This is a genomic window from Flavobacterium sp. (genome assembly GCF_027484705.1).
Taxonomy (GTDB): domain Bacteria; phylum Bacteroidota; class Bacteroidia; order Flavobacteriales; family Flavobacteriaceae; genus Flavobacterium.
The window spans coordinates 136423-162526 of sequence record NZ_JAIXSL010000015.1 but is presented as its reverse complement, the minus strand read 5'-3'; the positions used below and the strand labels follow the sequence as shown (position 1 = coordinate 162526).

Genomic DNA, 26104 nt, shown 5'->3' with positions numbered 1-26104 from the left:
GGCGACCAAACACCAGTAATTCCATTCGGGGAAGTAGTGTTTAATGTTGGTGCAGTCGTTCCTGAACATAAGGTTAAAGTTGGACTAAAATCCGGAACACTTGTCGCGGAAGTTACCGTAACCACAAGTGTAACATTGCTCGCACATTGCCCTGTATTCGGCGTGAAAATATAATTCCCTCCAACTGTATTATTGATGACATTAGGCGACCAAACTCCTGTAATTCCATTAGGGGAAGTAGCATTTAACGCAGGTGCAGTCGTTCCTGAGCATAAGGTTAAAGTTGGACTAAAATCCGGAACAATTGTGGCCGAAGTTACCGTAACTACGAGTGTAACATTGCTCGCACATTGCCCTGTATTCGGCGTGAACGTGTAATTCCCTCCAACTGTGTTATTGATGACATTAGGCGACCAAACTCCAGTAACTCCGTTAGGCGAGGTAGCATTTAATGCTGGTGCAGTATTTCCAGAACACAAAGTTAAGGTTGTCGAAAAATCAGGGGTAGTACTAGGATTTATAGTCACGGCCATGGTAAAACTAGTGGCACATTGTCCGATATTGGGTGTGAAAACATAATTCCCACCCAGCAAATTGTCAATGACTGTAGGAGACCAAACCCCAACAATTCCGTTTGGTGAAGTCGTATTCAAAGCCGGTGCAACACTTCCGGAACACAAAGCCAAAGTAGCCGAAAAATTAGGCGCTGTACTTGGGCTCACTGTAATAGTTACAGTATCCGTGATGGAATTCCCGCAAGCATTGGTAGCGGTGAGCGTTAAAACGATAGACCCTGAAGCAGAAAAAGGCAAAGTAAAACTGGAATTCAATGCCGCACTGTTTGAAAAAGTGCCACTCGGTGCCGACCAAGAAACGGAAGATTGACCTAAAGCTGTCCCTGCCAAAGTAATGGTAGTTCCGGGACAAGCTGAGATCGTATTTCCAGCATCTACTGAAAAGACATCAATAGGGGCTACACAACCTCCATTGGTATAACTAGCCACTCCGGCTGGTGTGAAATTTACTGTGGCTCCATTAGCTGCACCGGGAAGTCCGCTGGCATTTACCAATAATGAGCGATCGTAACTTACCGTATCACTACAAGCACCAAATGAAATAGTGAGCGTTCTAATACCGCTAGTAGCATTATAATTACCAAAATGCCCAGTAGTGACGGTAGTATTGTCTTGTAAAAGAATGTAGACATCCTGTATCAATGCCCCAAAAGCATTCGCTGTGAGGCTAAAATTCTGGCTCGTAATCAGGATGACTTCCGTATTGGCAGGAATGACACCAGCGATAGGCTCCCGCAATCTTCCGCAACCGCCTAAGGCAGCAATTTGAGCATTTAAAGTCGCTACTTTTGAAGCCGTAAAAGCATCTTGCGCCAAACCTTGCCATAATACTCCTGCTGCGGGCCAATTGACGGTCATGGTGGCAACGTTGAGTGGTGCACCATTGGTTCGAAAACGCGTCATTTCGTTATATCCTTCGTCGCCGGAACTGTCACAGGAATCTACTAAAATGGTTTCAATATCCAAACATTGGGAGAAAACCTCCACACAAGGAAACAAAAGAAACACAAACAAAAATAAAGCAGGAAGGCTGATGCGAAGATTCATTTTGGGCAAAAAATTTAACTGCGCAATTTACCACAATTTTATAATTTTTAACCATTCTGTACTTTATTTAACGATTAGGGTTTTGTTGATATAATGTAAAAAAAGTCAATCGATATGCCTTTAAAACCCTTAATTTTACATCTCAAAAAACAGCATCAATGACACTAACAATAGAAACACCGGCCTTATTATTCTCCGCAACTTCATTAATTCTGCTCGCCTATACCAACCGATTTCTGACCATCGCATCCATCGTCAGAGGTCTGAAAAAAAACTATGAAGAAAAGGAAAGTTCTACTACTTTGCTCGAAATCAAAAACCTCAACCTACGGCTTACGCTGATTCGTTATATGCAGATGTTCGGCGTATTGTGTCTGTTTCTTTCTGTGTTTGCGATGCTATTGTTATTTCTGGCTTTACCGGAATTGGGTATTTATTTATTCGGACTCAGCTTGCTTTGCTTACTGATTTCTTTGGGAATTTCATTTTGGGAAATTAGCATTTCTGTAACCGCACTTCGTTTGCATTTGAAGGATTTAATTGATGTGAAACCGAAATAGATTACAAAAAAACGCCTCTTCATTTATTTGTTTTATGAAATTTATACAGATAATTTGTTTTTTTATGATAATAAATTTCACATTAAACATTATTTAGTTAAAATTTTACATACATTCGTAACAAATAAACCAATTATGGATTTACGAAGTCATTCTCGTGTAATGACCTTTCTTGAAAAAATTCCTTTCAAGACGATACTTCCTCGCATTGTTTATCGGCTTTTTTTGACAAACCTTCTTTCACCGTTTCATAAGAAGGGAAATTTTCGTGCAAATTTTACTTTTCTGAACAATAACTATTCACTAAAACAATGATTATGAGAAAACTATTAGCAGAATTTTTCGGAACGTATTGGTTGGTTTTTGGAGGTTGCGGAAGCGCACTCTTCGCTGCAGGAATCCCTGATTTGGGAATTGGATTTGCCGGAGTCTCACTAGCTTTTGGATTAACCGTCCTGACAATGGCCTATGCCGTCGGGCATATTTCCGGAGGTCATTTTAACCCCGCGGTTTCTTTTGGTTTGTGGGCAAGTGGGCGGTTTTCGATGAAAGAATTGCTTCCGTATGTGGTGGCACAATGCGTCGGAGCCATCGCCGCGGCAGGAACGCTTTTTACAATTTTATCCGGAAAGACAGGTTTTACCATCGACAACACCAAAGCAGGTGCTTTTGCTTCTAACGGTTTCGGTGCTTTCTCTCCAGATGGCTATTCTATGCAATCCGCTTTTATTGCCGAATTTGTCCTCACTTTATTCTTTTTGTTGGTGATTTTAGGAGCGACAGATAAGTTTGCAAACGGAAAATTTGCAGGCATCGCCATCGGTCTCGCATTGACGTTGATTCACCTGATTAGCATTCCGATTACAAATACCTCAGTCAATCCTGCAAGGTCTTTATCTCAAGCCATTTTTGCGGGAGGTGAACCTTTGTCACAAGTTTGGTTGTTTTGGGCAGCTCCTATTTTAGGCGCCATTGCTGCCGGGTTCATTTATAAAAATCTACTGCAAGACCATACAGAAGCATAGATTACATCACATTCTTAATAAAGAGAAGGAAGGATAAAAAACATTCTTTTTTCTCTTTATTTTTGTAGTATGAATTCACTCTTTTCAACCGAACCTATTGTACTGAATTTAGCTGATGCGGATATTATTTACTATCCGTCTTTTTTTGGAACAGAAGTGTCTGACTCATTATATAATGAATTGCTTCACGGCATTCCGTGGCAACACGATACCATCAGAGTATACGGCAAAGAACATCCCCAACCCAGACTTACCGCTTTGTTTGGCAATGACGGCAAACCTTATTCCTATTCCAACATTACGATGCAGCCACATGCGTGGAATCTGTTATTACAAAAATTAAAATATCAGGTTGAAACGGTCGCCGAAACTCAATTCACCTCAGTGTTGCTCAACTATTACCGCGACGGAAAAGACAGTAACGGCTGGCACGCGGACAATGAAAAAGAACTTGGCCAAAATCCGGTCATCGCTTCGTTAAGCTTTGGTGCGGAAAGAATGTTCCAGATGAAGCACAATACCAATGCTGAGTTAAAACAAAATATCCTGTTGCAACACGGCAGTTTGTTATTGATGAAAGGCACGACACAGCATTGCTGGAAACACCAGATTCCGAAAACTAGCAAACCGATGGGCGGCCGCATCAATTTAACGTTTCGGGTGATTCAATAATTCATTATTTTTATAAAAATTTATAGTCATGAATGAGATTATAGCTTACTTCTCGACGATTCCTTCTTCCCATCGAAGCTTGATTCTGGTTGGCGGGATTACCGTTTTCTGGTGGATCGAAAATGCTTTTCCGCTGTTTAAATTTTCTTATAAGAAATGGAACCACGCCGGAATTAATTTCTTTTTTACGCTGACGACGATCGTGATCAATTTCGTTTTGGCTTTTATATTGCTCAAAGCGGCGAACTGGACGATTGAAAATCACTTCGGGATTTTACAATGGATGCCCGAAATGAATTTGTGGTTGTATACGATTGTTGGATTATTGTTACTGGATTTGATTGGCGCTTATCTAGTGCATTGGATCGAACATAAAGTACCCATTTTATGGCGTTTCCATCTCATCCATCATTCCGACACCTGGATCGACACAACATCCGCGAACCGGCACCATCCTGGCGAAAGCGTGATCCGGTTTGTCTTCACGACTTTAGGGGTTTTGATTGTTGGAAGCCCGATGTGGATGGTGTTTCTATATCAGACGCTTTCCGTTGTGGCTACACAATTCAACCATGCTAACATCAGTCTACCTAAAAAACTTGATACGTTTTTGAGCTATTTCATTGTGTCGCCCGATATGCATAAAGTGCATCATCATTATGTTTTGCCTTATACCGATAGTAATTACGGGAACATTTTTTCGGTTTGGGACAGACTGTTCGGGACTTTCAAAACACTTTCAAAAAATGAAATCGTTTACGGCATCGATACGCATCAGAAAACGGAAGAACACAATAACATTCCGAATCTGCTCAGGATTCCGTTCCAACCCAAGAGAAAACCGGCTTAAAAAATATTTTTTTGAATTTTGAAAGTAATTGGATTTTTTATTAATATTGGATTAAGAAAACCTAACACGAAAAAACACAGTTGAATTAATTTTCAAAGAATGAAAAAGAATAAACGCATCGATTTGACCTGGGAGCAAAATGAACGATTGATTACCCTGGCTTTGGAAGAACGGAATCCGTATGAAATCATCAAGAAGGAATTAGGGATTGATGAAAAGGATGTTCTGGAAATCATGAAAAAGAAACTCACGGCGGACAAATTCGAAGTCTGGAAAAAGAAAGCCAACGCCGCAAAGCCCAAACCGAAACCGATGAAAATTGATGATTTTGACGATGACTTAGACGGTAAATACTACATCAAAAACAAATTTGACTAACGATACTAACTCTTGTTCCGCAAGAGTTTTTTTATTTCTGTTTTTCAAACATTTATTAAACAATGACAATTCATTTTTAAACAATATTAATTTATAAATAAATATTATTTAAATTTGCATGACATAAATTTAAAAATCATGCAACCGAAACTTCCCATTCAATGTCCGAGTTGTGAAAGTTCTTTATCCGTTTCCCAACTCACCTGCAACCATTGCGCAACCGTAGTTTCCGGAAACTATGTGCTGCCTTTGTTGTTGCAAATCACCGAAGAAGAACAAAATTTCATCTTACAGTTTTTTATGACCAGCGGCAGCCTCAAGGAAATGGCCTCGCTGATGGGCAACAGCTACCCGACGGTGCGCAACAAACTCGACGACATCATCCAGAAAGTAAACCTGCTCAAACAAAAATCTTAAGCTATGAACAATATTCTCCTGAATCCGTTTGAAAAACATTCAGACCAAAAACTGCTGATCATTGGTGCCTTCTCAATATTGGTTGGCGCCACATTGGGAAGCTTCTTTAATGCCCGATTTGACGGTGTTTTCGATCTGCATTTTGTAGAAAAAGCGACCTTTTTATCGAGTTTAACCGACATCCTTATTTCGGTTTTAAGCGCTTGTTTGTTGCTTTTTTTAACTGGAAAATATGCGAACCCGAAAACGCGGCTCATTGATATCTTCAATACCTGCAGTATCGCGAAAATTCCTTTTTATGTGTTGACCGTTTTCAATATCAATGACTGGATTTATCACGGTTCCATCCAATTGGTCGAAAGCGTTTTGAAACACAAGCCCGAAGCATTGGACATGTCGCAATTGATTCCTATCCTGCTGTTCAGTCTGGTAACTTTATTAGCCTTGGTTCTTGCCGTAATCCTTTTATATAACGGCTATAAAGTGGCGACCAATGCGAAGGGAATCAAAAACACCGTGCTGTTTGTCGCGGCGCTTCTGATTGCTGAAGTCGTTTCAAAAATGATCCTTTCAACCTTAAATTAATACATCAAAATCATGGTAACCATCGAATCAAAAGGAGATCAATACATCTTCAACATTAGAGGATTTCATCAATTTTGGGCTTTGAAAAGCAAAATCAATGTGCCCAAAGAAAACGTCGTAAAAGCCTATCAGGACATAGAGGAATTACACCGATACTGCGGATTCCGCGTCGGAACTTACATTCCGTTCATCATCATCGCTGGCACTTATTACTTAAGAAACAAAACGAACTTTTGGGATATGTCACGCGAAAAAAACACGATTATCGTAGAACTCAAAAACCACCCATACAACAAACTTTACATCGAAGTGCAGAATCCTGAAGCCGCCATAAAACTCTTAAATTCAAAATAATATGAAAACTTTATTAGTTGCCGTTTTTGCGATTACATTGACTTGCGCCGCACAAGAAAAACCGATTAAAAAGGAAGATCTCAAAGTCAATACACTAATCAACGGAACGTTGTATAGCCCACAGCGCCTGACAAAATCAACTGATTTGGTCATCATCATCGCCGGATCCGGATCGCCCGACCGCAACGGAAACCAGGCCGGAATGGATAACAATTCGCTGCGTTATTTAGGAGAACAATTGGCTCAGAATGACATCGCCGCATTTAGTTTCGACAAACGTACTATTGCGTTGATGGCGGCCGGAACCCTTTCGGAAAAAGACCTTTCTTTTGAGAATTTCATCAGCGATGTCAAAGATATCATCGCTTATTTCAAAGCCAAAAAACAATACCGCCACATCATCATCGCGGGCCATAGCGAAGGTTCACTGATCGGAATGATTGCCGCTAAAGACAATACAGACGGTTTCATTTCACTGGCCGGCGCCGGAAGAACGATTGATTTGATCCTCGCCGAACAAATTGGAAAACAAGCCCCGTACTTAAAAGATGAAGTCGAAAAAGACTTGGCGATACTTAAAAGCGGACAAACCTTCAAACTTGAAAATCCGGCATTAGGTTCCATATTTCGAGAAAGTGTTCAGCCGTATATGATTTCGTGGATCAAATACGATCCGACGAAAGAAATCCAAAAACTCAAAATTCCGATATTGATCATCAACGGAACCAAAGACATGCAAGTGCCTGTTTCGGACGCCGAATTGTTGAAAAAAGCCAAACCTGAGGCACAACTGAAGATCATCACCAACATGAACCACCTTTTCAAGGAAATCAAAACGGATGATCCGGCGGAAAACCAAGCCTCGTATAACAATCCTGATTTACCGATTGCATCTGAATTGGTTGCAGTAGTTAATCAATTTATAAAATCGATTTAAAGCCAAACTATTTTATACATTTGACGACAATTATCTAACGATCTGTTCGCTAACGCTCGGGTCAAAATTTGAAATTTATTTATGAAAAGAATATTTTTTATGCTGGCTTTGTCGTCATGTTTAGGCCATTTCTCAGCTGCGGCGCAATCAAAAACCAAGGAACAGGTTCAGGTCACAATCAACCTCAATGCGATTGATAAAGACAGGGTTCCCGTGACGGTTCAGGCCCCGAAAATCAAGACTTCTGAAATCATATACCACCTTCCTAAAATTGTTCCAGGGACTTATTCTGAGGATGATTTCGGGCGGTTCATTGACGATTTTAAAGCCTACAACAAAAAAGGCGCTTACCTCAGCGTGACGCAAGTCGATAAGAATTCCTGGAAAATCAGCGACGCGACACAATTGGGTTCGGTTTCGTATCTGGTCAATGACACTTACGACATCGAAGCGACGCACGAGATTTTCTCACCCGTAGGTAGTAACATCGACGCCGGCAAAAACATCCTGCTCAACACGCATTGTTTTGTTGGATTTTTCGACAACTACAAAGACATCAACTATAAAGTGACCGTGCAGCATCCTGATACGCTTTGGGGCGCAACTTCGATGGCCGATACCGATGCGAGCAATACGAATGATGTTTTTGTGACAGACCGTTATGCGGAACTCGTCGAAAATCCTATCATGTACAGCAAGCCGGATTACACAACTTTCAAAGTCAATGACATGGATATCCTGATTGCAGTGTATTCCCCAAACGGAACGCATAAAGCGGAAGAAATCGCTCCGGCGATGCAAAAAATGATGACCGCGCAAAAGAACTTCTTAGGGAAATTCAACAGCACCAAAAAATACAGCGTGCTGATTTATTTGTCTGACATGCAGGTAGAAAATGACGCACATGGATTCGGCGCTTTGGAACATCCGACCGCAACAACCGTCGTAATGCCTGAAATGATGGGTCTTGACGAACTCAACGAGCAATTGAAAGACGTCGTGTCGCACGAATTTTTTCATATTGTGACACCGCTTACGATTCATTCCGATGAAATCCAGAATTTTAATTATACCGCACCCAAAATGTCCGAGCATTTATGGATGTATGAAGGCGTGACCGAATATTTCGCGAATCTGTTCCAAGTGAATCAAGGTTTGATTTCCGAAGATGATTTCTGCAACAGGATGGCAGGGAAAATCACCAATGCCGACGGAATGGACGATACGATGCCGTTTACTACTATGAGCGTTAATGTATTGACCAAACCTTACAAAGACCAATATCTGAATGTGTATGAAAAAGGCGCACTCATCGGCATGTGCCTCGATATCATCATCCGTGAAAAAAGCAATGGCACACGAGGCATTTTAGATCTGATGCAAAAATTATCAGCCGAATATGGCGTGCACAAGGCTTTCAACGACAACGAACTGTTTGCGAAAATCACGGCGCTTACTTATCCTGAAGTTGGGGAATTCCTGACCACTTACGTTTCTGGATCAACGCCGATTCCTTACGACGTTTATCTGGCGAAAATGGGCGTTACTAAAAAAGTAGTGAAAAGCCCGGGAAATCCGTTTTTGAAAGGGCAGGTTCCTTACATCAATGTCGATCAGGTGACCAAAGAAATCTATGTGCGCACGGAAGTTGAGCTTAATGAATTCTACACGGAATTGGGCATCAAAGGCGGAGATGTGCTCAAAGAAGTCAATATGAAACCATACAATTTAGACAACATCTACGAATTGATCCAGGCGAGCCAAACCTGGCAGAATGGCGATCCGATCTCAGTAAAAGTTAGCCGCGACGGAAAAGAGCAAGTAATCAGTGGAAAAATCAAAATCCCGACCGAAGACAAAGTGGGTTACGAACCTACCGATGCGAGCAAAGAAAAACTCAGAACCGCTTGGCTTAAAGGATAATAATCTTTCCATAAAAACATAAAAACCGTAAGTGATTCGCTTACGGTTTTTTTATTGTTGTTCGTTTTACGCATAAAAAAACCACCACTAAAAAGTGATGGTTTTCTGGAGCCGGCGGAGGGACTCGAACCCACGACCTGCTGATTACAAATCAGCTGCTCTAGCCAACTGAGCTACGCTGGCGGTTTAATCCGTTGCAAATATAGAAGTCCATTTTAAATATCCAAAATAAAAATGAAACTTTTTTACTGCAATTTATTACTGCAAATCGTTGATCTTAGCAACCAGTTGATTAGCAGCTTGTTCTAATTCCACGTTGATTTGTTTGAAGTGCGCTTTTTTGTTCTCTACTTTTTTGGCGTTCACTTTCGTGATCAATTGGTCAAAAGTAGCGATCGCTTCGTCGATTACGGCGTTAGACGCATCTGAAGGCTTTCCGGTAGTAGACAATTCGAACAAATAAACCGCTTCAATAATATCGCCTAAAACGTAGTTGATGTCTTTCTTTAAATTCTTAACATTTGCCATGATGATGGTATTTTTTAATTTTAATTTGCGTGCAAAAGTACACCTATTTTACGGATAAAAAACTTATTTGATATAAATTTCTAAAACAGAAGCGGTTCCGTCGAGTTGGAATTCGGTCAGCGAAGCAGGCATCAAAATCGTATCGCCTTTTTTATAACTGTAAACCGCATTGGCCAAAGTCAGCGTAAACTCGCCTTCGGTGCACATATAAACTGTAAACGAAGTGGCATCTTTCTGAACATTCAGCGAACCTTCCAACGGAATAAAATTGGTGGTGAAATATTTGCAATCCACCATCGTATTGGAAGCATTCTCCTTTTTTTTGTACTCTTTTTTAGCTTCAACCCGATTGTAATTGATCGCATCCAAAGCCAGATCAACATGCAGTTCCCGCTTGTTTCCCTGCGCATCCACACGGTCGAAATCATACAAACGATAAGTAATATCTGAAGTCTGCTGGATTTCCGCAATCAATAAGCCGGCGCCAATCGCATGTACGGTTCCGGTTTCAAGAAAGAAAACATCACCGACCTTCACATCCACTTGATCGAGGATGTTGAGCAAGGAGTTATTTTCAAGGTTTTCGACGTATTCCTTAGCGTTCGAATCTTTCTTGAAACCTACAATCAATCTTGAGTTTGGGTCGGCTTGCATCACATACCACATCTCGGTTTTCCCGAAAGAATTGTGGCGTGCTTTAGCCAAAGCGTCATTCGGATGCACCTGAATCGATAAATCTTCGCGCGCATCGAGGTATTTAAACAGCAACGGAAATTGTTTGCCGAATTGTTCATGTACTTGCGTTCCTAAAACCTCATTGGGAAATTCGTTGATGAGTTCTAGCAGCGATTTTCCTTCGAATAGTCCGTTTGCGATTACGCTCACGTCACCTTCTACAGTAGATAATTCCCAGCTTTCGCCTGTAATTTCTGAAGTAATGGGTTTGTTTAAAACCGTTTTCAGTTTCGTGCCGCCCCAAATCCTGTCTTTAAGAATCGGTTGGAATTGCAGCGGGTATAATTGTTTAGCTGTCATTTTGTAAATTATTTTTGTAAGGCTTCTAACGCTTTTTTAATATGAATCGTGCCAGAAGTACTGTTGAAAATCATCGTGATTATGCCTCTTTCATTGGCCACATAAGTAACTCTGCCCGGAATCAATCCCAATAAATCTCTAGGAACTCCGAAAAGCTTCCTTAGCTTTCTATCGGCATCCGACAAAAGTATGAAAGGCAACTGATATTGCGCAGAAAATTTCTGGTGCGACTGGATGCTGTCGCCACTAATGCCAATAACTTCCGCACCTAACGCTTTAAAATCGTCATATTGGTCGCGGAAACTGCAAGCCTGCTGGGTGCAAACACGCGTGTCATCTTTGGGGTAAAAATAAATCACGACAGGCTTTTTGCCGATGTAATTGCGGCTGTCAAAATCTTTTCCGGCTGCATCTTTGGCTATAAAATGTGGAATGGAATCTCCGACTTGCAAGGCCATCACGTTCCGCTATAGGTTACGAAATTCCTCGGCGTTTCATATAAAACCACTTCGAGATCGAGTTTCGATGCGATGCGTTTTCTGATTTTATTCCAAATCACCACGACGATATTTTCGGCAGTCGGATTTAAATCTTTAAAATCTTCGACATCGAGGTTTAGGTTCTTATGATCGAAAGCATCTTCCACTTCCGCCTTGATGATATCAGTCAGGAATTTGACATCCATGACATAACCCGTTTCAGCATCGATTTCACCGGTAACGCTCACAATCAATTCATAATTGTGCCCATGATAATTCGGATTGTTGCATTTGCCAAAAATCTGGTCATTCTTTTCGTCAGACCAATCTTTGCGGTACAAGCGGTGCGCGGCGTTGAAATGCGCTTTTCTACTGAGGGTTACTTTCATAGGAATTATAAGGTATGGTCTTCTAAAAAATGGTAAAACTCATCAAAAATGATCTTAAACCAAACGGTGTAGATTTCAGGATTTTGGATCATGTCGGCTTTGACGTCTTCAATCTTCATCCATTTCCAAGCTTCGACTTCTTCGGAATTAATGACCGGATTTTCGTTGTAATAACCGATCATCACATGGTCGAGTTCATGTTCGGTAAGCCCATTATCAAACGGCGCCTGATAAATAAAATGGAATAATTCCTTGAGTTCGGTTCGAAATCCCATTTCCTCAAACAACCTTCTGCTTCCGGCTTCAATATTGGTTTCCCCGTTGCGCTGGTGGCTGCAACAAGTATTAGTCCACAGCAATGGCGAATGGTATTTCTGATGCGCGCGTTGCTGCAACATAATCTCTTTCTTGTCATTGAGGATAAAAACTGAAAAGGCACGGTGCAGCATCGCTTTCTGATGCGCTTCGAGTTTGGGCATCAAACCAATCGGCTCATCGTTTTCGTTGACTAAAATAACTTGTTCTTCTTTCATAGCAGTATCGATGCCCAAAAATACAAAAAAACCGCGGTTGATTTTGGCGAATTTGAAATTGTGATAAGTTTAACGAGTGTTTCATACGCCTTTATGACTTGCTGCGTTAATTTTACGGATGCTTTTTAGGAGCCTTGAAGATGTTAAGTTTTCTATAAAAATCGATGTTTTGTAAACTAACCGACAAACCCCAACGTAAGTAACGCAATACCTTTACATCGAACAAAAAAACCTTGATTATGAAAAACAACATTCGATTGCTGTCGCTATACATGTTTACGCTTTGCTTCATTTTAACAGCCTGTGCGCAAAATAAAACCGACCAAAAAACCATCCCCAAAAAAGAAACCGCTATGAAAAATCCGTATTACTCCAGAACCAGCCAAGAAAAACTTCACGTGACCGATGCAGAATGGAAAAAAGTCCTGACTGAAGATCTGTACCAAGTCTCCAGACACGCCGACACAGAGCGCGCCTTCACGGGAAAATACTGGAATTCCGACGAAAAAGGAACTTACTATTGCGCCGCTTGTGGCAACAAACTATTCCGTTCCGACGCTAAATTTTCGAGCAGCTGCGGCTGGCCAAGTTTCTTCGAACAGGAAAACAAAAACAGTGTCGTGTATAAAGATGACAATTCGTTCGGAATGCTCCGTATAGAAGCACTTTGCGGAAGATGCGGCGGACATTTAGGTCACTTATTCGATGCCGGCCCCGCGCCAACCGGAAAACGCTATTGCATGAATTCCATCGCGCTCGATTTTGAACCTGACACGAAATAACCATGAAAAAAATATTGCTCATTTTCGCCCTTATCGCACAAAGCGGTATCGCACAAAACAAACCTAAAACACCCAACAAAATGTCGAATCTTGAAACCATAACCCTTGGCGGCGGCTGCTACTGGTGCGTCGAAGCCGTATATGAACAACTCAACGGCGTGCAATCGGTAGTCTCCGGATTTGCCGGTGGTAAAAACGAAAACCCAACATATCGCGAAGTCTGTTCCGGAAACACGGGTCATGCCGAAGTCGTGCAAATCACTTATGACAAAACCGTTACGAACCTCGACGAAATCTTCCGTGTATTTTTTACGGTTCACGACCCGACAACCTTGAATCGTCAGGGTGCAGACGTCGGAACGCAATACCGTTCTGTGATTTTTTACAAAGACGAAGCGCAAAAAGAAGCCGCACAAAACATCATCGCCGCGCTCAAAAAAGCGAAGGTTTACAATCATCCGATTGTGACGACTTTGGAACCGTTCACGAAATTTTACAAAGCTGAAGATTACCACCAGAATTATTACCAGCAGAACAAAGATCAACCTTACTGCCAAATGGTGATTCAGCCCAAACTGGAAAAGTTCGAAAAGGTTTTCAAAGACCGATTGAAAAAGAAATAATTTTAAAGAAGCCGGGAAGTGATTTTCGGCTTTCTTTTTGGGCGTGACCACAAGGGTCGGGCTTTTGCTAAATCTTTTGTCCCGAACCCCGGAACAAAAGGATACCGCGCCAATCCCTCACGCAATCTAGGGTCAGCATAAGGCTTACTTTTTAAGCAGAATTTCCCCAATCTTCAAAGCGCATTTCTCCCCATCAATCGCTGCAGAAACAATTCCTCCGGCATAACCCGCGCCTTCTCCGCAAGGATACAAGCCTTTAATCTGAACATGCTCCAAAGTTTCAGCATCACGCGGAATCCGCACCGGCGAAGAAGTCCTGCTTTCGGGCGCATGCAAAATTGCGTCGTTGGTCAGATACCCTTTCATCGTTTTGCCGAATTCAGAAAAACCTTCGCGCAAAATTTGCGATAAGAATCGAGGAAAAACCTGCCCCATTTCAACCGAAGTCGTTCCGGGAACATAGGAAGTTTTAGGAATATCGGCCGAGACTTTGTTTTGCGTAAAATCGACCATGCGTTGCGCCGGAACTTTTTGCGTCTCGCCTGCCAAATGCCACGCTTTTTGTTCAATACTTTTCTGGAATTCCATGCCTGCCAAAGCGCCGAATTTTTGATAAGGTTTGAAATCTTCGAGTTTGAGTTCAATCACAATGCCCGAATTCGCCGTAGCCTGATCGCGTTTTGACGGCGACCAACCATTGGTCACCACTTCTCCCGGACTCGTCGCACAAGGCGCAATCACGCCGCCGGGACACATACAAAACGAATACATGCCACGACCGCCGACTTGCTTCACAATCGAATAAGGCGCCGGAGGCAAATAGTCACCGCGGTAATCGCAACTGTATTGGATCTTGTCAATCAACGCTTGCGGATGTTCTGCGCGAACGCCGAGTGCAAATGGTTTGGCTTCAATATAAATTTGTTTTCTATCGAGCAGTTCAAAAATATCGCGTGCCGAATGTCCGGTCGCTAAAATGATTTTACTGGCGGTTATCGTAGTTCCGTTTTGGGTCACGATGCCTTGAACTGCATTGTTTTTTAAGATGATATCGGTGACGCGGGTTTCAAACAGAACCTGCCCGCCACATTCTATAATCTTTTCACGGATGTCCTGAATGATTTGTGGCAGTTTATTGGTTCCGATGTGCGGATGCGCTTCAATTAAAATAGCTTCCGAAGCTCCGAAAGCCACGAGCAATTCCAATATTCTGGTGACATCGCCGCGCTTTTTGGAACGCGTATAAAGTTTGCCGTCGGAATACGTTCCCGCACCACCTTCGCCAAAACAATAATTCGAATCTTCATTGACAATGTGATCGAGATTAATTGCTTTAAGGTCACGGCGTCTGCCACGCACCTCTTTTCCACGTTCGATAACAATGGGTTTGAGCCCAATTTCAATGAGTTGCAAAGCCGCAAAAAGTCCGGCAGGACCGGCTCCAATCACGATTACTTCCTGAGCATTCGTTACATTTTTATATTCTGGAAGTTCAATTTTTTGAGGCGTGAAGGTTTCGCCATTCATGAAAATCAACACTTTCAGATTGATCTTGATGGCTTTTTGGCGTGCATCAATTGAACGCTTTACAATCGAAATATGCTGTATTTCTTTAGGGTTGCTGCGTATTAACTTGCTTACGTGCTCCTTGAGCAAAAGGGCATCAACGGCCACTTCGGGCGGAACCTGTAAAAGCAATTCTTGTGGCATGGCGGAATTTTTGACAAACTTAAAAATAAATGGTCAGGATGCGGTGATTAAAATGCGAGGGAATTATTTGACCTTGTTGTATTCGGCTTCAATATCCCTGATGATGTCTTTGATCTGTTCGACTCCGATGCGTTTCGCTTTGATGATTTTATTTTTATCGAGCACATAAATCACGGGCGTCGAATAGATATCGTATTTCTCGGTCACGTTATTGAAAAACACACCATCATAAACATTGATCCAGTCGAGTTTGTGCTCATCGATGTATTTCAAATATTTGTCACCTTCTTGCTGCGTGTAGACGCTAAACACTTTGACGTCTTTGTTTTCTTTTTGCAATTTGTGGTATTCTTCCAAAAGCTTTGGGATTTCCTTTTGACAATGCCCGCAATCGACATCCCAGAATACGAGAATCAGAAAGTCTGCCTTAACACTACTCAGTTTATAAAACATATTGTTGATTTCAGCTTCATTATTGTAATAAAGTTGCGTGACTTCTGCGCTGCTTTTGGCGTTTTCAAAACCCAATTTGGCAATCTTTTCGCGGTCGGAAGCTTTAATCATCGACAATTCGGGCGCGACGGTTCCTAGCAACAATGGCTTGAGTTTGTCGCTGCGTTTGATGATTCTATCGATGACATCATCTTCGTAAGTCCCGACGGCTTTTCCGGTCTTGAAATAAGCATCGGCCATGTGCACGAACACTTTGTCGAATCCCATGACATTATAGGTTTCGTAAGTCGATGTGAAATGCGCCAGCAACAACTTGTAGAGCAAGTTTCCCGGATCGGGCTTGAGCATGATTCTGTCGATTTCAACAATCACGGAATCCGGGTGCTTGTAAACCGCCGTCTCGAAGTATTTCTTGAGTTTGTTCGAGAAAAATGGATTGCGCGTGATGACCGGATCTTTGAAACTCACGCCATCCCAAAAATGCGCCTTATAATATTTATAAACTTTCAAACTGTCAGGACGTCCGTTGGAAGCCTTCGGAATCTCTTTGAGGTTTTTATCCATTTTGAGGCTGATGAAATCTCCTAAATAATTGCCTTTATTTTTTTCCGAAACCTTTATTTCGTAGTCGTTGATGCTTTGCTCCAACGTTTTGTAAAGCGTCATCACTTTTGATATGGAATCTTTTTTAGACAAACCTTTGAGCTCCTGTTTGGCCGTAGCGAATTGCTCATTTTGCTGCGTCAGGTATTGAATATACTTGAAAAAATCATTTTCCTGATCGGAGTTTTCAGCGTTGGCTTCTCTTTTGAGGCTTGCGGAATCTCCATTCAATTTGAGATTTTGCATGTTATCATCGATGATAAAATCAAAGACGATTTCCTTTTTTTGGTTGACTAACGAATAGACGCCTTTGTCGAGTTTGTCTTTTCCGGTGAACACAATTTTCCCGTTGCTGATATTCCTGCAAGTGTCTTTGATGTAGGTTTTATCCATCTGATAAAAAGTAAGAAACGCAATGGAATCCTTACAATTTTTCATGTTAACGGTAATCTTGTAACCGTTTTGTGCGGTAGCGAATAATGAAAAAAAGCAAAAAACCAGAACCATTGCTAATTTTCGTTCAAGCCAATTTCTCATGATGATTTTAATTTTACTGCCACAAAAATAATTGATTTTATAAATATTTCACACAACATTCTGACATAAAAAAAAGGTTCCGTATTGCTACCAAACCTTTTAAAAATATTTCAGAAGTGTATTTTAATTCTTGATGAACTTATAATTGATTACTTGCTCGTTCAATTCGATTTTTACAAAATAAATACCGCTCTGCAAATCCGAAACCGGAATGGACTGCATGGCTTCTGCAGATTTGATTTCTTTGACCTTAACACCATTGATATTGTACACGGCAATATTCGAAATTATCTCGTTCGATTGGTTGTCAATATTCAAAACAGCACTCGCCGGATTTGGGTAAATCGTCACAGTTCTTTTGATATCAAAATTGTTGACACCCAAAGCCACCGCGCTTTCTAAATAATCCGGAATGGAATTGGTGTTGGTATCATCGTCAGCCGGATTATTATTTTGGTTGTAGTCTTCGTTAATGGTCAATACGTTGTCGCCGTCATCATCATTGTCAAGATAATTAAGGATGCCATCATTGTCAGTATCTAAGTAAGCCAAAGCACTATTCGCGCTTCTGTTAAATACATATTCTACCGAAGTCAGGATCATATCGCCGTCGTCATCATTGTCGATAAAATTTGGAATTCCGTCTGAATCTGTGTCGTCGTTCGCTAAATTGGTGTCGGCATTTAAGTCTTCGTCAGCGGTGGCAACTGAATCTAAATCATAGTCATTGCCACAAGCGACCACTCTTAGAACAACTGTTTTGATTTCTCCATTGACGTTGGTATAAATCTTTTCGGTGTCAATCGTGCTGTTGGTATAATTGAGATTTGTAAAAGCATTGGTTTGCAAAACCGCATCAGATTCGTTGCTGTAGAAAGAAATTCCGGCCGGATTGGCTGCCGACAAATCATTTTGTACGACTTGCAGATTGAAACTTACGAAACCGTCAGCATCATCATCACATTTGGCAAACAAATAAGAACTTGTTGAAATGGGTCTTTGAAAACGCCATCCTTCATGGAAAGCCGTCCACGCTGCAGTGTTTCTGTTTGGAGGCGCAACCGCCAATAGTCCTGTCTGGTCGATAATCCCTATTACGGCATTTCCCGAATTCCAGATTGAACAGTCTTGTTTGTCAATAATTTGTGTATCCATGATGTTTAACGTCTCATACAAAACCATTTGAAAAGTGCTTTTGATATTATTACAGTTGTAATGCGATTGATTGTCAAAAATCACCACTAGTTTTCTGTAGGGCGCATTGCCTATTATGGCATAGGTAATTGTTCCTTCACCGTTGCGATTATCCATATCGTGATAAGCGCCTAAAAAAACGTTTTTTACCGGAAAATTCGCATCTGGAATGGTTTGATTAAAAAAGTAAGGCGAGCTGCCTTCACCAGTGTTTTGCGGCGTAAAGCTTATATATCCGTTGGTACTTACACTAACCTGATTGTATGTTGTGCCATAGAAGTCAAAATCAAAACCCAATAAAATCGGTTCTGCATAAGAATCATCATTAGTCCCTTGAACAGGAGCCGTTGCTGTATATACTTGAAAAGGAATCGGAACTACCGAATAATTTGATTGTGCCTGAATATTGTTTGAACAGAAGCCTAAAAAAAGTAATAAAAAAGCACCTTTTAGCGCAGACCGAAACGTTAAGTAATTATTGCTCATAAGATTAGTTTTTTTCAAATGTAGCAAAACAAATCACCCGACAATGTATCTTTGCTAAAAAAATGTCTAAAAAAATCAAGCTTATTTGGGATTTCCGCGGATCGGTTGCTTCCAAGACAGCGGAGCATCACGAAATACATCTCAAAGAATATATTGCGTCGGAAAAATTGCCGTTAAACATTACGGGGTTTGACATCATCAATGACATGCACGCCACGGCTTTTATGGTTGTAGAAGAAGCAAACATGATCACCGTTCGCGATACTTTGAAACCGCACCGTGGAGAAATTTATGGTGAATAAGCACCAATAAAAAATCCCAAACTCCAATTTTAGCTTATTGGAATTTGGGATTTAAACTGTTTTTTATTTTAATTGGCAACTTCGCTGATAAACCTAATGCGCATCAGACGCAATTCATCAATATCGTAATCGCCGTCAAATTCTTTGAGCGCATCTTCTATTTTGTCGGTTTCCGATTCCATAAAATAGTCCTGAATTTCTTCCTGCTGTTCGTCATCGAGCATTTCATCAATCCAGTATTTGATGTTGAGTTTGGTGCCGGAATAAACGATTTGTTCCATTTCCTTGATGAGCGCATCCATGTTGAGCCCTTTGGCGGAAGCGATGTCAGTCAAAGCAAGTTTGCGGTCGATATTCTGAATGATGTATAATTTGTTGGCAGAATTGGCACCCGTCGATTTTACGACCAAATCATCCGGACGAATGATGTCGTTGTCTTCCACATACCGGCTGATGAGTTCGACGAATTCCTTACCGTATTTCTTGGCCTTACCTTCGCCTACTCCGTGAATATTCGTAAGCTCATCAATGCTGATCGGATATTTCAAAGCCATATCATCTAAAGACGGATCCTGAAAAACGACAAACGGCGGCACACCTAATTTTTTGGCGACTTTTTTCCTCAAATCACGCAACATCGCCATCAGCGCTTCGTCAGCAGTTCCGGTAGATTTACCCGCTGATATTATCGCTTCGTCCTCAGCTTCAGTATATTCGTGGTCTTCCGACATCATGAACGAAGTTGGATTGTCGATATAATCCATTCCTTTTTCGGTCACTTTAAGCACACCGTAAGTTTCGATGTCTTTGGAAAGCAAACCATCGACCAATACTTGGCGGATTAAAGCCATCCAGTGACGTTCTTCGAAATCTTTTCCCGAACCGAAGAAGTGTTGCGCATCGGTTTTGTGCGCGTTAATTACGGCATTCACACGGCCAATCAACGTGTAAATAATTTCTTTGGATTTGTATAAATGCTTGGTATCGCGAACGACTTTGAGTAATTTGACGACTTGGTCTTTCGCTTCGATTTTGGTTTTCGGATTGCGCACATTATCATCCATATCGGCTCCATCGCCATTTTCGCTGTCGAATTCTTCTCCGAAATAATGCAACAGGAATTTACGCCGCGACATCGAAGTTTCGGCATAAGCCACGACTTCCTGCAACAAAGCAAAACCGATTTCCTGTTCCGCGACTGGTTTTCCGGACATGAATTTCTCTAACTTTTCCACATCCTTGTAGGAATAATAAGCCAGACAATAACCTTCACCACCGTCACGACCCGCGCGACCGGTTTCCTGATAATAACTTTCTAAAGATTTGGGAATATCATGATGGATCACAAAACGCACATCGGGTTTGTCGATGCCCATTCCGAACGCAATCGTGGCGACCACAACATCTACGTCTTCCATCAAAAACATGTCCTGATGTTTGGCGCGTGTTTTCGCATCCAAGCCTGCGTGATAAGGAACGGCACTGATGCCATTCACTTGAAGCACTTCCGCAATGGCTTCCACTTTTTTGCGGCTCAGGCAATAAATAATCCCGGATTTGCCTTTGTGTTGCTTAATGAATCGGATGATATCACCTTCAATATTTTTAGTTTTGGTGCGTACTTCATAAAAAAGATTCGGCCTGTTAAATGACGCTTTGAAAGTCGTCGCATTCGACATGTCGAGGTTTTTGAGAATATCTTCCTGCACTTTAGGCGTTGCCGTAGCGGTTAATCCGATTACAGGAACATCGCCCAATTGTTTGATGATGTGTCTTAAGTTTCTGTATTCCGGGCGGAAATCATGGCCCCATTCTGAGATGCAATGCGCTTCATCAATCGCTACGAATGAAATCGGAACGGTGCGAAGAAAAGCCACATACTCTTCTTTGGTCAACGATTCCGGAGCCACATAAAGCAATTTAGTGATGCCGCTGGTGATGTCTTTTTTGACCTGATTGATTTCGGTTTTGGTGAGTGAGGAATTTAATACGTGTGCGACACCGTTTTCTGAAGATACGCTTCGGATGGCATCGACCTGATTTTTCATTAATGCGATCAATGGGGAAACGACAATCGCCGTTCCTTCCTGAACCAAAGAAGGCAATTGGTAGCAAAGCGATTTCCCGCCTCCGGTCGGCATGATGACGAAGGTGTTCTGTTTTGCCAATATACTTTTGATGACTTGTTCTTGTAGACCTTTAAACTGGTTGAAACCAAAATACTTTTTTAGTTCTTTGTGTATGTCAATTTCGTTTGAATTCATTCTGTGTTAATGGTATTTTTATATAAATTTGCATCACATAAAGATACAACTTTCTTTTACACACGCAAATTTTAAACATACAGTTTTGATTACAAAAGAAAATATATTGGCGGCCGCCAAAAAAGCAATACTGTCGGAAAGTGCCTCTATAAAAAAGCTCGTCGATTTCCTCGATGATCAGTTCGTTGAAGCTGTAGAAACGATATTCCATTCTAAAGGCAGACTGATTGTGACCGGCATCGGAAAAAGCGCGATCATCGCCCAGAAGATTGTCGCCACGATGAATTCTACGGGAACGCCTTCGCTGTTTCTTCACGCCTCGGAAGCCATCCACGGCGATTTGGGAATGATCCAGAAAGACGATGTAGTGATTTGTATTTCCAAAAGCGGCAACAGCCCCGAAATCAAAATATTAGTTCCATTCTTAAAAAATTATGGCAGCAGTTTAATCGCCATTACTGGCAACATGACTTCGTTCCTCGCTAAATCTTCTGATTTGGTATTGAATACCACCATAGATGCTGAAGCCTGTCCGAACAATCTCGCTCCAACCAACAGCACCACAGCACAACTAGTTATTGGCGATGCTTTAGCGGTTTGCCTCATGGAAATACGCGATTTCAAAGCCGAGGATTTTGCCAAATACCATCCCGGCGGCGCACTTGGAAAAAAACTGTTGCTTCGTGTGAAAGACATGCTCAACAATGCGCTCAAACCTTCCGTCAGCCTCGATACACCGATCAAAAAAGTGATATTTGAGATCTCCGAAAAACGTCTTGGCGTAACGGCAGTGATTGAAAATAACAAAGTCGTTGGGATCATTACCGATGGCGACATTCGTAGAATGCTTGCCGACCGAGACACGTTAAATGATGTAACGGCGCGCGACATCATGACCAAAAACCCGAAAATGATTGCATCCGATGCGATGGTGGTGGATGCGTTCAACATTCTCGAAGATAATTCCATCACGCAAATCGTAGTTGCCGACAATGGCGAATATAAAGGCATATTGCACTTACACGACATTCTAAAAGAAGGGATTGTATAATGGCAAAGAAAAATCTTAACGAAATGTCGTTTTTAGACCATCTCGAGGAATTGCGATGGTTGTTGGTCCGCAGTACCATTGCGATCATCGTCATGGCTTTCGGGACTTATTTTGTAAGCGATTATCTTTTCGACGTGATCATCTTTGGGCCAACACGTTCCAGTTTTTTTACTTACCGTTATTTCTGTGAACTTTCACACCGATTAGGTTTTGCTGACAGCATCTGTATCGAAGATCTGCCGTTCATCATCCAGAATACCGAAATGGAAGGTCAGGTCAATATGTTCGTCTGGATGTGTTTGTTGGCCGGTTTCGTAATGAGTTTCCCATACATCTTATGGCAGGTTTGGAATTTCATCAGCCCGGCCTTGTATGAAAAAGAGCGAAAAGGCGTCCGCGTATTCATCTTTTTCTCGTCTTTGTTGTTCTTTATGGGCGTAATTTTCGGATACTTTGTAGTCATTCCTATGTCGGTCAATTTCGTCGCGACATTTTCCGTGAGCGCGGTCGTCAAGAACCAATTCACCCTCGAATCCTACATCGGCATGTTTAAAACCAGTATTCTGGCAAGCGGTTTGTTTTTCGAATTGCCAATCATCATTTTTTTCCTTACAAAACTCGGATTGGTGACGCCAGCCTTTTTACGAAAATACTGGAAATATGCTGTGGTACTGATCTTAATTGTTGCCGCGATTGTTACGCCTCCTGATGTAGTGAGCCAATTGATTGTGGCCATCCCAATGTTATTAATCTACGAAGTCAGCATTCTTTTATCGGTGCTGGTTTATAAAAAACGACTCAAAGAAAATGGCTGATTTAGTACAGGAATTCAATGATTATCGTGCGAAAATGAACGAAAAGTTGCTCGCCGATAACAACAAGATTGTCAAACGGATTTTCAACCTCGACACCAATGCTTACGCAGAAGGCGCGCTCGATGTCAAAACCAAAGAACTACTGGGCTTGGTAGCTTCGACGGTGTTGCGCTGTGATGACTGCATCAAATACCATCTCGAAACTTCCTACAAAGAAGGCATCACCAAAGAAGAAATGATGGAAGCCATGGGCATTGCCACTTTAGTCGGCGGAACCATTGTCATTCCTCATCTCAGAAGAGCTTACGAATTTTGGGAAGCGCTTGAGAATAATTGATAATTAACAATTGATAATTTATAATTAAAAACGAATCCATTAATAATTGGTTAAACTCATCCTCAGTTCCCACGATAATTCGTTTATTTGTACGGATTCCAACTCAGAACCTCAGCAACTCAGAACCTCAGTACCTTAAAGAAAATGATTTTAAGAGCAGATAATTTAGTCAAAACTTACAAAGGCAGAAGCGTCGTCAAAGGCATTTCTGTAGAAGTCAACCAAGGGGAAATTGTCGGTCTTTTAGGTCCAAATGGAGCAGGAAAAACGACTTCATTTTACATGATTGTAGGCCTTGTGAAACCCAATGCAGGAACGATTCACTTAGACAATCTCGACATCACGAACTATCCGATGTATAAAAGAGCACAGCAAGGTATCGGTTATCTGGCGCAGGAAGCTTCGGTGTTCAGAAAATTGAGTATTGAAGACAACATTCTCAGCGTATTGCAACTCACCAAACTTCCGAAAGCCGATCAAATCGCCAAAATGGAATCGCTGATTGACGAATTCGGATTAGAGCACATCAGAACCAACCGCGGCGATTTATTGTCCGGTGGTGAGCGTCGTCGTACTGAAATTGCGCGTTGTTTGGCCACCGACCCAAAATTCATCCTGCTTGACGAACCTTTCGCAGGCGTCGATCCTGTGGCTGTTGAGGATATTCAGCGCATCGTGGCGCAACTCAAAGACAAAAACATCGGCATCCTGATTACCGATCACAACGTTCAGGAAACGCTTGCCATTACCGACAAAACTTATCTGATGTTTGAAGGTGGCATTCTAAAAGCCGGAATTCCCGAAGAATTGGTCGAAGATGAAATGGTGCGCCGCGTCTATTTAGGACAAAACTTCGAGCTGCGCAAAAAGAAACTTCATTTTTAATTTAACGTCAGATACTGCAGCATTTTTGTAGTTCCGTTGTAAATATTCACATCAACATTGCCGTCAATGCCAGACACGGTTGCTTTTTCCGTAAACTGCCAGAAGAGCCAGTCGTCTTGTAGGGTTTCATCGAAGAAACTGTAATTCGCGATCCAGAATTTATAATCGCTAAATTCTTCTTTCAAGAAAGCTTCGTAGAATTTTTCATTCGTGTAAATGATGGGCTTCACTTGATAGTGTGCATCAATTTTTTCGAGCCAGCGTTTCAAACCAACTTTTAAACTATCAATCGATTGGTTTTTGGGCATTGCTTCAATGTCGAGTACCGGAGGCAAATCACCTAAACGCAACTTGACATTTTTAATGAAATTATTAGCTTGCTCGAGTGAATTCTCATTCGGGCGGTAATAATGGTAAGCGCCGCAAATCAATTTTTTTTTCGCGCCTTTCCAGTTCTCAGAAAATTGCGCATCGACTTTGTTTTTTCCTACGGTGGCGCGGATGAAAACGAACTGAAGCCTGAAATTATTCTCGACCCAATGCACTTCATCCCAATTGATTTTTCCTTGATATTCCGAAACATCAATACCGACAGCTTTCTCGCGGTAACAGTTTAAAACCTGATAATTCCTGACATCGGTGAGCCGCTTTTCTTCTTTGTCGCTTAAAACCTTATCCGATTTGAAACCCAGGTAATAAGCAAGCCCGCTGCGGTAATGCCAGATGATGACGCCTAAAAAAAGTACACTCAATCCGCCTAAAACAACACTATATATTTTAGATTTTAAAGGATTTTTTTTGGAAGTGGCTCTTTTGCGAACCGGTTTTTTCTTCATCATCAAGCGGCTTTTTTAAGCCATTGGTTGTTGATGATCGAAAGTAGTACATACATCAAAATCACTAAGGGTATGCCCAGAAACTGAAAAGCGACCAACAGCAAAACAGACAACAAAAGAAACGAAATTTGCAGCGCATTGTCCTTGAAGTTGAGTTTCTTGATTTTTAATGAAAATAACGGGATTTCTGCATTCATAATGTACGCACTCAACAAAGTAAGCGCAATTAAAAAACCTGCATTCGTGAGCAACTCAAAACCCGAAATCAAAGGCAGGCTTAGGAAAAATAAAGCGTTCGCAGGCGTCGGCAATCCTATGAAGGAATCAGTTTGTCTTTCATCGATATTGAAATTCGCCAGACGATAGCAAGCCCCAAGCGTAATGACAAAACCAACGAAAGGCAAATACGAATTTTCGGTAACCGAGTTAAGCATCGAATACATCACATAACCAGGGACCACGCCGCTCGTAATCATGTCAGCAAGCGAATCAAGTTGTAAGCCTAATGGGCTCGAAACCTTAAAAAGCCTCGCGAAAAATCCATCAAAAAAATCGAGAAAAATGCCTAAGCAGACAAATATAAATGCGTTAAAAAAATCACCTCGCGCTATCGCCACCAGGGCAATGCAACCACAAAATAAGTTCAATAAAGTAATGGTATTCGGGACGTGTTTTCTGATTTGCATTTTGAAAATTTTTGAAAAACAAATTTAGTACAATAACTTAAAGACAAGTACGTTTTTAGTAGAGATTTATTTTTTCCACCGGTTTTTAAATCTATATTTAGGAATCGGAAGAAATAAGCTCAATAAAATTGTATATTTTTGACGAAAATCAAACTCAGGTTTGAAAACAAAATTGCTTTGAAACGAAAAAGTCTACTTATTTTTCTTCTGTTGTGTTGGGCTGTGCAGGCGCAAACGACCAGAAAATACTCCA

28 protein-coding genes, 1 tRNA gene and 1 pseudogene are annotated in these 26104 nt (G+C 41.5%); 17 read left to right on the top strand and 13 right to left on the bottom strand.

Annotated features, from left to right (window positions below):
• Positions 1 to 1622 (bottom strand): annotated as a pseudogene (locus Q0058_RS08620) (hypothetical protein); the annotation flags it as partial.
• Between the two features lie 158 nt (positions 1623 to 1780).
• Here Q0058_RS08620 and Q0058_RS08615 point away from each other — a divergent pair.
• From Q0058_RS08615 to Q0058_RS08570, 10 genes are all read left to right on the top strand, one after another.
• Positions 1781 to 2182: a DUF2721 domain-containing protein gene (locus tag Q0058_RS08615; RefSeq protein WP_298222912.1), complete on the top strand. Its 402-nt coding sequence runs from the start codon at positions 1781 to 1783 to the stop codon at positions 2180 to 2182.
• A 317-nt stretch (positions 2183 to 2499) separates the two neighbouring features.
• Positions 2500 to 3207 carry an aquaporin Z gene (gene aqpZ / locus Q0058_RS08610; protein ID WP_298222910.1) on the top strand — a complete coding sequence of 236 codons (708 nt, stop codon included), beginning with the start codon at positions 2500 to 2502 and terminating at the stop codon, positions 3205 to 3207.
• 69 nt (positions 3208 to 3276) lie between these two features.
• Positions 3277 to 3879 carry an alpha-ketoglutarate-dependent dioxygenase AlkB gene (locus Q0058_RS08605; protein WP_298222908.1) on the top strand — a complete coding sequence of 201 codons (603 nt, stop codon included), beginning with the start codon at positions 3277 to 3279 and terminating at the stop codon, positions 3877 to 3879.
• 28 nt (positions 3880 to 3907) lie between these two features.
• On the top strand, positions 3908 to 4729 hold the full coding sequence (locus tag Q0058_RS08600; protein ID WP_298222906.1) for a sterol desaturase family protein: 822 nt from the start codon (positions 3908 to 3910) through the stop codon (positions 4727 to 4729).
• Between the two features lie 99 nt (positions 4730 to 4828).
• Entirely contained in the window at positions 4829 to 5107 is a 279-nt protein-coding gene (locus Q0058_RS08595) for a DUF2805 domain-containing protein (protein ID WP_298222904.1), read from the top strand.
• Between the two features lie 138 nt (positions 5108 to 5245).
• Entirely contained in the window at positions 5246 to 5524 is a 279-nt protein-coding gene (locus Q0058_RS08590; RefSeq protein WP_298222902.1) for a DUF2089 family protein, read from the top strand.
• Between the two features lie 3 nt (positions 5525 to 5527).
• Positions 5528 to 6109: a hypothetical protein gene (locus Q0058_RS08585; RefSeq protein WP_298222900.1), complete on the top strand. Its 582-nt coding sequence runs from the start codon at positions 5528 to 5530 to the stop codon at positions 6107 to 6109.
• Positions 6110 to 6121: 12 nt separating this feature from the next.
• Positions 6122 to 6463: a hypothetical protein gene (locus tag Q0058_RS08580; protein ID WP_298222898.1), complete on the top strand. Its 342-nt coding sequence runs from the start codon at positions 6122 to 6124 to the stop codon at positions 6461 to 6463.
• Position 6464: 1 nt separating this feature from the next.
• Positions 6465 to 7400 (top strand): alpha/beta hydrolase, encoded by a 936-nt coding sequence (locus Q0058_RS08575; protein ID WP_298222896.1) that lies wholly within the window; start codon positions 6465 to 6467, stop codon positions 7398 to 7400.
• A gap of 81 nt (positions 7401 to 7481) precedes the next feature.
• Entirely contained in the window at positions 7482 to 9323 is a 1842-nt protein-coding gene (locus tag Q0058_RS08570; RefSeq protein ID WP_298222894.1) for a peptidase M61, read from the top strand.
• A gap of 106 nt (positions 9324 to 9429) precedes the next feature.
• Here the strand turns inward: Q0058_RS08570 and Q0058_RS08565 are convergent.
• The 6 genes from Q0058_RS08565 to idi all read right to left on the bottom strand — a co-directional run bounded on the left by Q0058_RS08565 (position 9430) and on the right by idi (position 12287).
• Positions 9430 to 9506: transfer RNA gene (locus Q0058_RS08565), tRNA-Thr, on the bottom strand.
• Between the two features lie 75 nt (positions 9507 to 9581).
• Complete coding sequence (locus Q0058_RS08560) at positions 9582 to 9851, bottom strand: hypothetical protein (protein ID WP_298222892.1); 270 nt, start codon at positions 9849 to 9851, stop codon at positions 9582 to 9584.
• Between the two features lie 63 nt (positions 9852 to 9914).
• Positions 9915 to 10886, bottom strand: coding sequence for a type I phosphomannose isomerase catalytic subunit (locus Q0058_RS08555; RefSeq protein ID WP_298222890.1), 972 nt, complete (start codon positions 10884 to 10886; stop codon positions 9915 to 9917).
• 8 nt (positions 10887 to 10894) lie between these two features.
• Complete coding sequence (locus Q0058_RS08550; protein ID WP_298222888.1) at positions 10895 to 11344, bottom strand: peroxiredoxin; 450 nt, start codon at positions 11342 to 11344, stop codon at positions 10895 to 10897.
• The gene (locus tag Q0058_RS08545; RefSeq protein ID WP_298222886.1) at positions 11344 to 11754 is read right to left on the bottom strand and encodes a 6-carboxytetrahydropterin synthase; all 411 of its coding nucleotides are present in this window, start codon (positions 11752 to 11754) and stop codon (positions 11344 to 11346) included. Before Q0058_RS08545 ends, Q0058_RS08550 begins: the two co-directional genes overlap by 1 nt.
• A gap of 5 nt (positions 11755 to 11759) precedes the next feature.
• Positions 11760 to 12287: an isopentenyl-diphosphate Delta-isomerase gene (gene idi / locus Q0058_RS08540; protein WP_298222884.1), complete on the bottom strand. Its 528-nt coding sequence runs from the start codon at positions 12285 to 12287 to the stop codon at positions 11760 to 11762.
• Between the two features lie 353 nt (positions 12288 to 12640).
• Between idi and msrB the strand changes: the two genes are divergently transcribed.
• Both msrB and msrA read left to right on the top strand, forming a co-directional pair.
• A complete protein-coding gene (gene msrB / locus Q0058_RS08535) occupies positions 12641 to 13069 on the top strand; it encodes a peptide-methionine (R)-S-oxide reductase MsrB (protein ID WP_298222920.1) in 429 nt (142 codons plus the stop codon).
• Positions 13070 to 13071: 2 nt separating this feature from the next.
• Positions 13072 to 13692 carry a peptide-methionine (S)-S-oxide reductase MsrA gene (gene msrA, locus Q0058_RS08530; RefSeq protein WP_298222882.1) on the top strand — a complete coding sequence of 207 codons (621 nt, stop codon included), beginning with the start codon at positions 13072 to 13074 and terminating at the stop codon, positions 13690 to 13692.
• A 144-nt stretch (positions 13693 to 13836) separates the two neighbouring features.
• Here the strand turns inward: msrA and Q0058_RS08525 are convergent, their stop codons facing one another.
• The 3 genes from Q0058_RS08525 to Q0058_RS08515 all read right to left on the bottom strand — a co-directional run bounded on the left by Q0058_RS08525 (position 13837) and on the right by Q0058_RS08515 (position 18675).
• Positions 13837 to 15402 (bottom strand): FAD-dependent protein, encoded by a 1566-nt coding sequence (locus tag Q0058_RS08525; protein ID WP_298222880.1) that lies wholly within the window; start codon positions 15400 to 15402, stop codon positions 13837 to 13839.
• A 63-nt stretch (positions 15403 to 15465) separates the two neighbouring features.
• On the bottom strand, positions 15466 to 16995 hold the full coding sequence (locus Q0058_RS08520) for a TlpA family protein disulfide reductase (RefSeq protein ID WP_298222878.1): 1530 nt from the start codon (positions 16993 to 16995) through the stop codon (positions 15466 to 15468).
• Positions 16996 to 17118: 123 nt separating this feature from the next.
• Positions 17119 to 18675: a T9SS type A sorting domain-containing protein gene (locus tag Q0058_RS08515; RefSeq protein ID WP_298222876.1), complete on the bottom strand. Its 1557-nt coding sequence runs from the start codon at positions 18673 to 18675 to the stop codon at positions 17119 to 17121.
• Between the two features lie 62 nt (positions 18676 to 18737).
• On the opposite strand from Q0058_RS08515, the gene Q0058_RS08510 reads away from it, so the two are divergent.
• A complete protein-coding gene (locus tag Q0058_RS08510) occupies positions 18738 to 18977 on the top strand; it encodes a hypothetical protein (RefSeq protein ID WP_298222874.1) in 240 nt (79 codons plus the stop codon).
• 68 nt (positions 18978 to 19045) lie between these two features.
• Here Q0058_RS08510 and recQ read toward each other — a convergent pair whose 3' ends face one another.
• Positions 19046 to 21241, bottom strand: coding sequence for a DNA helicase RecQ (recQ, locus tag Q0058_RS08505; protein ID WP_298222872.1), 2196 nt, complete (start codon positions 21239 to 21241; stop codon positions 19046 to 19048).
• An 85-nt stretch (positions 21242 to 21326) separates the two neighbouring features.
• Between recQ and Q0058_RS08500 the strand changes: the two genes are divergently transcribed.
• The 4 genes from Q0058_RS08500 to lptB all read left to right on the top strand — a co-directional run bounded on the left by Q0058_RS08500 (position 21327) and on the right by lptB (position 24329).
• Positions 21327 to 22292, top strand: a complete 966-nt coding sequence (locus tag Q0058_RS08500) for a KpsF/GutQ family sugar-phosphate isomerase (RefSeq protein ID WP_298222870.1) — start codon at positions 21327 to 21329, stop codon at positions 22290 to 22292.
• Entirely contained in the window at positions 22292 to 23107 is an 816-nt protein-coding gene (gene tatC, locus Q0058_RS08495; RefSeq protein ID WP_298222868.1) for a twin-arginine translocase subunit TatC, read from the top strand. The genes Q0058_RS08500 and tatC overlap by 1 nt, the downstream gene beginning before the upstream one ends.
• Positions 23100 to 23444 carry a carboxymuconolactone decarboxylase family protein gene (locus tag Q0058_RS08490; protein WP_298222866.1) on the top strand — a complete coding sequence of 115 codons (345 nt, stop codon included), beginning with the start codon at positions 23100 to 23102 and terminating at the stop codon, positions 23442 to 23444. Before tatC ends, Q0058_RS08490 begins: the two co-directional genes overlap by 8 nt.
• 144 nt (positions 23445 to 23588) lie before the next feature.
• On the top strand, positions 23589 to 24329 hold the full coding sequence (gene lptB / locus Q0058_RS08485; RefSeq protein WP_298222918.1) for an LPS export ABC transporter ATP-binding protein: 741 nt from the start codon (positions 23589 to 23591) through the stop codon (positions 24327 to 24329).
• Here the strand turns inward: lptB and Q0058_RS08480 are convergent.
• Together Q0058_RS08480 and Q0058_RS08475 are read right to left on the bottom strand one after the other, a co-directional pair.
• Positions 24326 to 25168 carry a glycoside hydrolase family 25 protein gene (locus Q0058_RS08480; RefSeq protein ID WP_298222864.1) on the bottom strand — a complete coding sequence of 281 codons (843 nt, stop codon included), beginning with the start codon at positions 25166 to 25168 and terminating at the stop codon, positions 24326 to 24328. The two genes, lptB and Q0058_RS08480, sit on opposite strands and share 4 nt — an antisense overlap.
• Positions 25168 to 25851, bottom strand: a complete 684-nt coding sequence (locus tag Q0058_RS08475; RefSeq protein WP_298222862.1) for a CDP-alcohol phosphatidyltransferase family protein — start codon at positions 25849 to 25851, stop codon at positions 25168 to 25170. Before Q0058_RS08475 ends, Q0058_RS08480 begins: the two co-directional genes overlap by 1 nt.
• Positions 25852 to 26104 lie beyond the last annotated feature (253 nt).